The organism is Thalassospira xiamenensis M-5 = DSM 17429 (assembly GCF_000300235.2).
Taxonomy (GTDB): domain Bacteria; phylum Pseudomonadota; class Alphaproteobacteria; order Rhodospirillales; family Thalassospiraceae; genus Thalassospira; species Thalassospira xiamenensis.
On record NZ_CP004388.1, the window covers coordinates 1,514,920 to 1,526,443 of the forward strand.

The following is an 11,524-nucleotide window of genomic DNA, read 5'->3' on the forward strand; positions in this document are numbered from 1 at the left end:
CCTGATCCGGATAGATACCTTCAAGTTCCGATTAAAGGAACTTTGCCATTGCAACGGCGGTATCGGACATACGGTTCGAGAAGCCCCATTCGTTGTCGTACCAGGACAGGATACGGACGAAGTTGCCGCCGATAACCTGGGTCTGGGTGACGTCAAAGGTCGAGCTGTTCGGGTTGTGGTTGAAGTCAATCGAGACCAGCGGAGCTTCGCAAACGCCAAGAACGCCCTTGAGCGGGCCGTTTGCGGCGTCCTTGATCGCGGCATTGATTTCATCAGCCGTGGTGTCGCGACCGGCAACGAAGGTCAGGTCAACCATCGAAACGTTCGGGGTCGGGACACGGATGGCGGTGCCGTCAAGCTTGCCTTTGAGTTCCGGCAGAACCAGACCGACGGCCTTGGCCGCACCGGTCGAGGTCGGGATCATCGAAAGCGATGCGGCACGGGCGCGGCGCAGATCCTTGTGCAGGCTGTCGACGGTGTTCTGGTCGCCGGTGAAGGCGTGAACGGTGGTCATGAAGCCCTTGGTGATGCCAACGGTCTTGTTCAGAACGTCTGCAACCGGTGCCAGGCAGTTGGTGGTGCAGGACGCGTTCGAAACGATGATGTCGGATGCGGTCAGGCTGTCGCTGTTGACACCGTAAACGACGGTTTTGATGTCACCCTTTGCCGGGGCGGAAATCAGAACGCGTTTGGCACCGGCGGTCAGGTGTTTGCCTGCACCCGCTTCGTCAAGGAAGATGCCGGTGCATTCGAATGCGATATCGACATTCAGAGCGCCCCACGGCAGGTTCGCCGGGTCGCGTTCCGAGCAGACCTTGATCGCCTTGCCGTCGATGACAAGGTCGTTGCCTTCGGCTTTGACGTCATTGGCAAGAACGCCATGAACGGAATCGTATTTCAGAAGATGTGCGTTGGTGGCGACGTCACCCAGGTCGTTGATGGCCACGACTTCAACATCGGTACGGCCGCTTTCAACGATGGCACGCAGAACCAGACGGCCAATACGACCAAAACCATTAATCGCTACGCGAATAGCCATTCATCCCTCCAAAATTATGATGATTGGTACCTGGGGAGTATCAATCACGGCTTGGGGTTTAACCCCATAGAAAAAAGGCCGGATCGGCATATTACCGATCCGGCCCCTTGAATTAAACGAGTTCTTTGGCCGCCTTGACCAGCGCCTCGGCGGTGATGCCGAAATGCTCGTAAAGGACTTCGGCCGGTGCCGAGGCACCAAAGCCGTGCATGCCAATGACTTTGCCGTTGTCGCCAACGTATTTTTCCCAGCCGAAGACCGACAGGGCTTCGATGGCGATACGCGGTTTGTCGCCAAGGACTTCCTTGCGGTATTCTGGTGACTGCGCGTCGAACAGTTCCCAGCTTGGCAGGGAGACGACGGCGGCATTGATGCCGTCGGCCTTGAGTTTCGCCTGAGCGTTCACGGCAATTTCGACTTCGGAGCCGGTCGCGATCAGGGTGACCTGACGATCACCGTCGCAATCGGAAATCACGTAGCCGCCGCGCGCGACAAGGTTGTCTTCGCGGTATTCGGTGCGCAAGGTCGGCAGGTTCTGACGGGTCAGCGCCATGACGGTCGGACCGGTTTCGTTGGTGATCGCCATTGCCCATGCTTCGGCGGTTTCAACCGCATCGGCCGGACGGATGACGGTCACGTTCGGCATTGCACGCAGGGACGCGACATGTTCGACCGGCTGGTGGGTCGGGCCATCTTCGCCAAGACCGATGGAATCATGGGTCATGACATAGACAACGCGCTGGTTCATCAGGGCCGACAGACGGATTGCCGGGCGGCAATAGTCGGTGAAGACCAGGAAGGTACCGCCATAAGGCAGAACGCCACCATGGAGCGCGAGACCATTCATGGCCGCCGCCATGCCGTGTTCACGGATACCGTAATAGATATAGCCGCCATGATAGCCGCCATCTGCGGTGATCGGGGCCTGAACGCCGGTTTTGGTGTTGTTCGAACCGGTCAGGTCGGCAGAGCCGCCGATCATTTCCGGGATTGCCTTGGTCAGAACTTCAAGAACGTTCTGGGACGATTTGCGGGTTGCGACTTTCGGCAGTTCAGCGGTGATCTGCTTTTTGTAGTCGTTGAACGCATCAATCCAGTTTTCCGGAAGCTTGCCTTCGACGCGGCGTTCGAATTCGTCCTTGAGGGAGGCTTCGAGATTTTCGAAACGCGCACCCCATGCATCGAAGTCGGCCTTGCCACGCGCACCGGCATTGCGCCATGCGTCGAGAATGTCGGCGGGAATGTCGAACGGCTCAGACGTCCAGCCAAGTTTTTCACGCGCACCGGCAAGTTCGGTCGCGCCAAGCGGCGAACCATGCGTTGCCGAGGTGCCACCCTTGGTCGGGGCACCAAAACCGATAACGGTTTTGCAGGCGATCATCGACGGGGTATTGGTGGTTTTTGCCTTGGCAATCGCGGCTTCGATGGCGACCGGATCGTGGCCGTCAATCTGCTGCACGTCCCAGCCAGCGGCTTCGAAACGTTTTTTGTGATCTTCGGACGTCGAAAGCGAGGTCGGGCCATCAATCGAAATGCCGTTATCGTCAAACAGGACGATCAGCTTCGACAGTTTCATGTGACCGGCCATCGAAATGGCTTCCTGGGAAATGCCTTCCATCAGGCAACCGTCACCGGCAATCACATAGGTGAAGTGATCGACAACATCATCGCCAAAGCGCGCATTCATGATGCGTTCGCCAAGCGCGAAACCAACCGAGGTCGCAATGCCCTGACCCAGCGGGCCGGTGGTGGTTTCGATACCGGCACCATGGCCGAATTCCGGGTGACCGGCAGTACGCGAACCCATCTGACGGAAATTCTTGATCTGATCCAGATCGAAATCTTCGTAACCCGTAAGGTGCAGAAGCGAATAAAGCAGCATTGAGCCGTGACCAGCGGACAGGATGAAACGGTCGCGGTCGGGCCAGTGCGGGTGCTTTGGATCAAATTTCAGGAATTTGGTATAAAGAACAGTCGCGACGTCTGCCATGCCCATCGGCATGCCGGGATGTCCGGAATTGGCTTTTTCGACTGCGTCGGCCGAAAGAAAGCGGATGGCATTGGCCATGCGGTTGTGTTCTGTTTGCGTCGTCATTGGATGCGGTTCCTGGGGGTTTCGCGGTCGGGCGATGAAAACACTTTTGATACATGTATTCCATGTTAACGGAATTCGCGCGGAACATGCCCGTACGGGGGGCATCCGTCAACCGCTTCTGTCGAAAAACTGCGCCAATTGTCCTAATTGTGGTTAACGAAAATGACAAACATGCCGGGTTGCCAAGGTGCATGTTGACGCGTCCTGATCCTGCCCCCTATGTTGCCGTTTGGCCCGGCGTTCCCTGTATCCTTTCGGTTCGGTGAACGGGGCGGGTAACGTTGCGCATGTCATGACGGGCTTTTCCATACGGTTTCCGGGCATTATTCCGTGGGGCAGATATTTGATGCCACGGGTTTGTTCGGCAACAAATCAGCCTTTTTCATGACAAAGTCGGTTGGCAGGGTGGCCAATCTTGCGATTGGGTACGGGTTTTGCCTGTGCCGACCGGGTAGTTTAACAAAGCTGGATATTGAATATGTCGCGTTTGCTAGAAGCGAGTATCCGACTTAAAGCGGCCATCGACAGTCTTGATGCTGCCGTGGAGTCGCGTATGGCCAAGGATATCGGAAATCAATCCGATGCTGCCGGTGAAGTCGAAACCCTGAAAAGCCAGCTGGCAGCCGTGCGTCAGGATTATGACAAGCTCGCAACAGCAACCCAGACCGTCTCGGCCCGTCTTGACGGTGCCGTGGGGCAGTTGCGTCTGGTCCTTGATGATGATCGCGAACAAAGGCAGGCATAAAATTCATGGCACAGGTTTCAGTACGAATTAACGGGCGCAGCTATGATGTTGCCTGCGACGATGGTCAGGAAGAACGCCTGATGAGCCTTGCGCAATATGTCGATGAACGGGTTCGCGAGATTGCCGGAGCGGTTGGTCAGATTGGCGAACAGCGCCTTTTGGTGATGACCAGTCTTCTGATTGCCGACGAGCTGGGCGACATGCATGAAAAATTGCGCAAGGGTCAGACAAGTGTCGAACCGGAACCCGGCAGCGTAAGTGCGGCCGAAGGTGACGCGATTGCGGAAAACATGGAAAGCATGGCTGTTCGCATCGAAGCTATTGCGCAAAAGCTTTCGCAGGACTAAGTTCCGGACGCTGACTGTTTTCGATGCGCCGTTCGCGGTGATCGGGCGCAGCGGCAAATCGGGGGCTGCCCTGTTCGTCAGGTTCGCTAATTCCCGGGGCCGATGCTCATTTCTCTAGGGAGCTGTCCCTGTCGAGGCCGTGGTCTCGTTATACGGCGCCCACCTGCACACGCAGGTCACGAGGAATTACCACATGGCCAACGGCAGCGGTGGCTCCCACTTAATTCATATCCCCAATTTATCTATGTTGTGCATCAATCGGTGCGTCTGACAGGGGCATCGGTTACAGTCATGTCCGCATTTCGGGCGTGCGACGAAACGGGAAATACAATGCGTTTACTCCATCTTGGCGACGTTCTTGGCCAATCCGGTCGCACTGCAGCACTTGAAGCGTTACCGATGCTGCGGGACCGTCTTTCGGTCGATATCGCGGTGGTGAACGTGGAAAATTCGGCGCACGGTTTTGGTGTGACGGCGAAAATCTGCAAGGAATTTTATGATGCCGGTGCGGATGTCCTGACGACGGGCAACCATGTCTGGGATCAGCGCGAAATCATTGCCTATATCGATGAAGATGAAAAACTGCTGCGCCCGTGGAACTTCCCCGACGGGACACCGGGCAAGGGAGATTATGTTTTCAAAACCCGTTCGGGCAAAAAAGTTTGCGTTGTCAACATGATGGGGCGGCTGTTCATGGACCCGCTTTCGTGCCCGTTCCAGGGCGCGAACAAACTTTTTGCCAAACACAGGCTTGGCAAGAATGTTGATGCGATCATCATCGATTTCCATGCCGAAACCACGTCGGAAAAGATGGCGTTTGGCCATCATTGCGACGGGCGGGCATCGCTTGTTCTGGGGACGCACACCCATGTGCCGACGGCGGATGCCCAGATATTGCCGGGTGGAACGGCCTATCAGACCGATGTCGGCATGTGCGGCGATTTTGATTCCGTGATCGGGATGAAAAAGGAAAATTCGGTCCGCAAATTCATCACCAAAATGCCGACCGGCCGGTTCGAACCGGCAGACGGACCGGCAACGGTGTGTGGTGTTTATGTCGAAACCGACGATGCCACCGGCCTTGCCAAACGGATCGAGCCGGTCCGGATCGGCGGGCGGCTTAAGGGCAGCTGGCCCAGCGCGTAAAATCCAAACATTTTCAAATGTTGAATCCCTGCCTTTATGGGCGGGGACGATCATGCCAAAGCGACAAAAAAAATGAAAGGCCCGCCGGATGACGGGCCTTTCAGCACAAAAGACAGTGGTTTGTAATCAGGCTGCGCGACTGCGGGCCTGCTCGCGAAGGTCTTCGAGGATGCCGTTGATGCGCGCACGCAGGGCTTCGACCTTGTGTGAGGCATCCTGTGCTGTGGTCAGAACTTCGCCCGACAGTTGGCCGGTTTTGCCTGTTTCACTTGCCACATCATTGATCGAGGCGGAAACGGTGCGGGTGCGGTCGGCTGCACTACGCACGTTGCGCGTGATCTCGTCGGTTGCCGAACCCTGTTCTTCGACCGCGGCCGAAATGGTGGTGGCAATCTCGTTGATGTTTTCGATGATGCGACCGATATCCTCGATGGCGGTAACGGATTCCCCGGTCGCCTTCTGGATGCCGGAAATCTGACCGGCAATTTCTTCGGTCGCCTTTTCGGTCTGGTTGGCGAGGTTTTTGACCTCGGCGGCGACAACCGCAAAGCCCTTGCCCGCATCGCCGGCACGGGCCGCTTCGATGGTGGCGTTAAGGGCCAGAAGGTTGGTCTGTTCGGCGATGTCGGTGATCAGTGCGATGACCTCGCCGATGCGGTTTGCCGATTGCGACAGGCTGACCACCAGCTGGTTGGTTTCCTGTGCGCGGTCGGCGGCATTGTTGGAAATGCGGGTCGATTCCGCCATCTGACGGTTGATTTCCGCGTTTGATGCCGAAAGCTGTTCTGTGGCGGCGGCAACGGTTTCGACGTTGCCGGTGGCTTCCTGGGCCGAAGAAGCGACATCTTCGGTCTGGCCGGAAACCAGTTCGGCGCTCTGGCTCATTTGGCCCGACACACCCTGAAGCTGTTCGGCGAGGGCGGCAATTTCACCGACCGCACTTTCGACTTCGTTCTGCAGGGTATCGGCAAGGCCAAGCAGTTCATCGCGGAGTGCTTCGTTGCGTTCACGGTTCAGGCGTTCTTCTTCGGCCTGAAGTTCGCGCACCTTAAGGGCGTTGTCCTTGAACACCTCGACCGCGCGGCCCATGGCGGTGATTTCGTCATTGCCCTTGACCGGGACGTCGATATCAAGATTGCCATCGGCCAATGTCACCATGGTGGTTTGCAGACCGGCAAGACGACGCAGAAGGTTGCCACGCACATAGACCACATAAATGATCAGCGAGATCAGGATGGCCGCACCGGCAACGCCATACATGATCTGCGAGCTTTGCGCATTCAGGGTCTGGGCCGATCCGGCGGCCGCGTCGACATCCGATTGCAGGCTTTCGACCAGTGCCTTGACGCTGTTTTCCATGTCGGCGGCGTATTGGGTGCTTTGATCGACGATCTGCTGCTGGGTTGCGGCGGCTTCAAGATACTTGATCCGCAAGTCAGGAAGACTGCCATCGCCAATAGAGAGTTCAAGCATGTCACTGACGATGTTGGAGTAGAACTTTTTGAGTTTTTCGTTGTCGAGACCTTCGATCAATTTTTGCAGCGATGCGAAGCTGCCGCGGACCTGCACGCTGATGACCGAAAGCCGGGTCGGGTCGTCGAGCGAGCTTGATGTCAGGATCGTGTTGACGATGTCGCTGCCCATCCGGCTGAGTTCAAGAACCGGTCCGCGCGATGCAACGGCATCGTCGAGGTCGTAAAGCAGTTTGGTTGTGCGGACCTGATCTTCGTAGGGCAGGGGATCGCCTGATTTGCGCAGATCTTCGACTGAGGCATTGATCCCGGCAATGGTTGTCTGGGTGAAAGACAGGAGCGGGGTGATCATGCTGCTGTAACGCCCGCTTAGCTGCTGAAACTTGTTCAGTTTTCCGGCAATGTCATCGGCGATGGCAAACCGGTTCAGGGTCATTGCATGCAGATTTTCCAGCGCGTCGCGCAGATTGGCACTGTTGGTATCTATACCATCGAGGATTTCGGCTTGAAGATTTGTTTCGCGCAATTGCGCGACATTTTCGTCAAGCCCGGCCAGCAGCGTATCAAGTTCTGCTTTGACAGCCTGTTCTTCGTCGGGGGTTTTCGATGCGATGATCCGCGGCGCGATGGCCACGATCTTTGCGCTGTCGGTCGCGAGTTGTTGTGCCGAAAACATCGGCGGCAGTTTCGAATGCGTGATGTCCGCAAGTTCGGAGCCGAACTTGTCGAAGGATATCACGGCGACGGTGGCCGCCACGACGGCCATCAGGCCGACAAGTGCAAATGATGCCGCCAGTTTCCCCTGAACGCCGAAGCCTTTTGTGGTCTTGTTGACCGGCTTCTGGCGATCATCAGATTTGATAGTCTTTCCCATTACTCACCTAACCCCGATTACGCATAACCAGCGCACCGGCATCTGTCATGCCGGTAACACGCGTCTGTTTGATTTTCCTGGATGAAACCTTCCTGTGGTTTCCGCATTCGGGGAGTCCCGCGATATCGGTTAGGAACGATAAGGATGCGCGACAATTGAAGGCGGAAGTTCTTGTTTTTCTTATGTTGAAAATTTCTATAGCACAGGCGCCGGTGCAGAATAACCCAAATGTTTCTCTAATGTGGCAGCCCTGTCCATCTGGATAAGTCCTTTGTACAAAAGCTTGTAGCCATTCTGACCAATAGAAAAGGCCCGCCGGGTGGCGGGCCTTGCACAGAAGAAGGTTTGGCAGATTTCGGCAGATCAGGAGGCGCGATCACGTGCCTGCTGACGGAGATCCTCGAGGATGCCGTTGATCCGCGAACGCAGATTTTCGACCTTTTCGGATGCGGTCTGTGCCGTTGCCAGAACCTGACCGGAAAGTTCGCCGGTTTTGCCGGTTTCACTTGCCACATCATTGATCGAGGCGGAAACGGTGCGGGTGCGATCAGCCGCACTGCGCACATTACGCGTGATCTCGTCGGTTGCCGCACCCTGTTCCTCGACCGCGGCCGAAATGGTGGTGGCAATCTCGTTGATGTTTTCGATGATGCGACCGATATCCTCGATGGCGGTAACGGATTCCCCGGTCGCCTTCTGGATGCCGGAAATCTGACCGGCAATTTCTTCGGTCGCCTTTTCGGTCTGGTTGGCGAGGTTTTTGACCTCGGCGGCGACAACCGCAAAGCCCTTGCCCGCATCGCCGGCACGGGCCGCTTCGATGGTGGCGTTAAGGGCCAGCAGGTTGGTCTGTTCGGCGATGTCGGTGATCAGTGCGATGACTTCGCCGATGCGGTTTGCCGATTGCGACAGGCTGACCACCAGCTGGTTGGTTTCCTGTGCGCGGTCGGCGGCATTGTTGGAAATGCGGGTCGATTCCGCCATCTGACGGTTGATTTCCGCGTTTGAGGCCGAAAGCTGTTCGGTGGCTGCGGCAACGGTTTCGACGTTGCCGGTGGCTTCCTGGGCCGAGGATGCGACATCTTCGGTCTGGCCGGAAACCAGTTCGGCGCTCTGGCTCATCTGGCCCGACACACCCTGAAGCTGTTCGGCGAGGGCGGCGATTTCACCGACCGCACTTTCGACTTCGTTTTGCAGGGTATCGGCAAGGCCAAGCAGCTCGTCACGGAGTGCTTCGTTGCGTTCACGGTTCAGGCGTTCTTCTTCGGCCTGAAGTTCACGCACCTTAAGGGCGTTGTCCTTGAACACCTCGACCGCGCGGCCCATGGCGGTGATTTCGTCATTACCCTTGACGGGGACTTCGATATCGAGATTGCCATCGGCCAGTGTCACCATGGTGGTTTGCAGACCAGCCAGACGACGCAGAAGGTTGCCACGGACATAGACCACATAAATGATCAGCGAGATCAGGATGGCGGCGATGGCGACAACGGCCAGTGCCGTCAGGCTCTGTTTTTCGACGACTTTTGCCTGTGTGGCGGCGTCATCGACTTCGGAGTTCAGGGCGGCGACCAGTTCGGAAACGCCGCTGCGCATTGCGTTGGCGTATTCACCGCTCTGGATGACCAGACGCTGGCTTTCTTCGGCGGCGGCAAGTTCGCGTTTGCGAAGCTCCGGCAGGCTGTCATCCCCGACCGAGAGCTTCTGCATCTTGTCGATCAGTTCGACATAGAAGTTCTTCAGGCGCTCGTTCCCGATGGAATCAAGGGCGGCCAGTGCATCGGCATAGGTGCCGCGAATACGCACCGGAATGATCGACAGACGCACGGCCTGCGTTTCGGTGGTTGACGCGATGATCATGTTGGCAGCAGACGAACCAAGACGTTCGATTTCCAGAACCGGTGAACGTGCGCTGATGGCCTCGTTCATCTTGATGAAGTTTTCAACGACTTCTTCGGTGCTTGCCGTGTATTTGGCGGACGGGTCGTCCTTTAATGACTGCGCATAGGCGTTGCCCTGCGCGATGTCATTCTGAGTATAGGACAGAACCGGTTTCAGCGTATCGCCATAGCGTTTTGCAAGGTCCTGGAACTCGCTTAGTTTTTCGGCCTTTTCGGTCGAAATGGCAAAACGTTCCTGGGTGACGGTGTGCAATTGACCAAGGGTGTCCTGCAACTGAATGCGGTTGTCATTGATCGTGGTAATCACGTCGGGCATGAAGCCGGTTGATTCGATTTCGTTGATCTTGTTGACCAGTTCCAGCAGGCGGAAATCAAGTTCTTCCTTGATGGCCAGTTCTTCATCTGTGGAATTGGATGCGACGATGCGCGGCGCAATCGCGACGATTTCCGCGCTTTCGGTCGCCAGTTGCTGTGCCGCGGCGATCGGCGGCAGTTTTTCTTCTGTAATGGTGGTCAGAGCTTCGCCGAACTTGTTGAAAGACACGGCACCCACAACGGCAGAAACCACCGCCATCAATCCGACCAATGCAAACGATATCAGAAGTTTGCTTTGGACCCCGAACTTAATTCCCATTCTGTCCTACCTTCTTGTGCTGTTTTCCCCGAGCGGCTTCTGTGTCCGTCCGGGTTTCTTGGATCAGGCAACGGGTGTTTTGTTCTTTTCGTCGCCCAGTTCGTAACCCCCGAAGAGTTATACTTTAGAGTTATTTTTTCTTATTAAGGGACATTATTGAAATATTATTCACAGAACTGCAAGGCGTAAGCCGTTCTGCGACGAAAAATCACGGTTAAATCCATAAGTTGTATAAATCGGAGGTGATGCGCCCGCGGTTTCGGTGCGCGCCGGTTGATGAATGCGGGCTGATGACGGATAGCTGGACCTTGAAGCGCAAACAGGATATAGGAGCGGTCGAAATTTCTGCCTGTCAGTTTGTCCGGTCCGGTTCGGTCCGCCGGACTGGCGCGCAATCATCGCGAGACCGGTCTGCCCGGGAAGATCCCGCAGTTACCGGCCGGTGCCCGATTTGCACTGATCGACAACACGAAAAGAATACAGGTTTCAGGTTATGGCCGGCCATTCCCAATTTAAGAACATCATGCACCGCAAAGGCGCGCAGGATAAAAAGCGCGCCAAAATCTTCACCAAACTCGCCCGTGAAATCACGGTTTCGGCGAAAATCAGTGATGATATCAACAGCAACCCGCGTCTGCGTGCAGCGATTGCCGCCGCGCGTGTTCAGAACATGCCCAAAGACAACATTGATCGCGCGATTAAAAAGGCGACCGGTGCAGGCGAGGGCGACAATTATGAAGAGGTCCGTTACGAGGGCTACGGGACGGCCGGTGTTGCCGTGATCGTCGAGGCGCTTACGGATAACCGCAACCGTACCGCATCCGAAGTGCGTGCCGCATTCGCCAAAAGCGGTGGAAACCTTGGTGAAACCGGTTCGGTCGGCTTCATGTTCAACCGTCTTGGTGAAATCGTTTATCCGGCGGACAAGGCCGGTGCGGATGAAATGTTTGAGGCCGCCCTTGAAGCGGGGGCTGCAAACGTGGAATCGGATGATGAGAGCCACGTCATCGAAACCGAGATCGAAGAGCTTAACAATGTGCGTGAAGCGCTGACCGAGAAGTTCGGGGATCCGGAAAGTGCGAAGCTTGTCTTCCGCGCGGTGACCGAAGCCGACATCAGCATCGATCAGGCACAGAGCATCATGAAGCTTGTTGATGCGCTTGAAGATAACGATGATGTCCAGAATGTCTGGACCAACGTTAACTGGACCGACGAGATCGCTGCTGCGCTTGATAACTGATTACGCTTGCTTACGCCCGTCATTCCCTTTT

Annotated in this window: 8 protein-coding genes and 1 other RNA gene; 5 read left to right on the plus strand and 4 right to left on the minus strand. The window is 56.2% G+C overall.

The window, feature by feature from the left end:
• Window positions 1-31: 31 nt before the first annotated feature.
• Together gap and tkt are read right to left on the minus strand one after the other, a co-directional pair.
• Window positions 32-1,039: a type I glyceraldehyde-3-phosphate dehydrogenase gene (gene gap, locus TH3_RS07135; RefSeq protein ID WP_007092441.1), complete on the minus strand. Its 1,008-nt coding sequence runs from the start codon at window positions 1,037-1,039 to the stop codon at window positions 32-34.
• Between the two features lie 112 nt (window positions 1,040-1,151).
• Window positions 1,152-3,134, minus strand: a complete 1,983-nt coding sequence (gene tkt, locus TH3_RS07140; RefSeq protein ID WP_007092440.1) for a transketolase — start codon at window positions 3,132-3,134, stop codon at window positions 1,152-1,154.
• Window positions 3,135-3,612: 478 nt separating this feature from the next.
• On the opposite strand from tkt, the gene TH3_RS07145 reads away from it, so the two are divergent.
• The 4 genes from TH3_RS07145 to TH3_RS07155 all read left to right on the plus strand — a co-directional run bounded on the left by TH3_RS07145 (window position 3,613) and on the right by TH3_RS07155 (window position 5,372).
• The gene (locus TH3_RS07145) at window positions 3,613-3,879 is read left to right on the plus strand and encodes a DUF4164 family protein (RefSeq protein WP_007092439.1); all 267 of its coding nucleotides are present in this window, start codon (window positions 3,613-3,615) and stop codon (window positions 3,877-3,879) included.
• A gap of 5 nt (window positions 3,880-3,884) precedes the next feature.
• A complete protein-coding gene (locus TH3_RS07150; protein WP_007092438.1) occupies window positions 3,885-4,226 on the plus strand; it encodes a cell division protein ZapA in 342 nt (113 codons plus the stop codon).
• 59 nt (window positions 4,227-4,285) lie between these two features.
• Window positions 4,286-4,446, plus strand: a non-coding RNA gene (gene ssrS / locus TH3_RS22630) — 6S RNA.
• A gap of 110 nt (window positions 4,447-4,556) precedes the next feature.
• Window positions 4,557-5,372 (plus strand): TIGR00282 family metallophosphoesterase, encoded by an 816-nt coding sequence (locus tag TH3_RS07155; protein WP_007092437.1) that lies wholly within the window; start codon window positions 4,557-4,559, stop codon window positions 5,370-5,372.
• A gap of 126 nt (window positions 5,373-5,498) precedes the next feature.
• On the opposite strand, the gene TH3_RS22315 is transcribed toward TH3_RS07155, so the two are convergent.
• Both TH3_RS22315 and TH3_RS22320 read right to left on the minus strand, forming a co-directional pair.
• Complete coding sequence (locus tag TH3_RS22315) at window positions 5,499-7,718, minus strand: methyl-accepting chemotaxis protein (RefSeq protein ID WP_052268356.1); 2,220 nt, start codon at window positions 7,716-7,718, stop codon at window positions 5,499-5,501.
• 363 nt (window positions 7,719-8,081) lie between these two features.
• The gene (locus TH3_RS22320) at window positions 8,082-10,253 is read right to left on the minus strand and encodes a methyl-accepting chemotaxis protein (RefSeq protein ID WP_052268357.1); all 2,172 of its coding nucleotides are present in this window, start codon (window positions 10,251-10,253) and stop codon (window positions 8,082-8,084) included.
• 493 nt (window positions 10,254-10,746) lie between these two features.
• On the opposite strand from TH3_RS22320, the gene TH3_RS07170 reads away from it, so the two are divergent.
• Window positions 10,747-11,493 (plus strand): YebC/PmpR family DNA-binding transcriptional regulator, encoded by a 747-nt coding sequence (locus TH3_RS07170; RefSeq protein WP_007092141.1) that lies wholly within the window; start codon window positions 10,747-10,749, stop codon window positions 11,491-11,493.
• Window positions 11,494-11,524 lie beyond the last annotated feature (31 nt).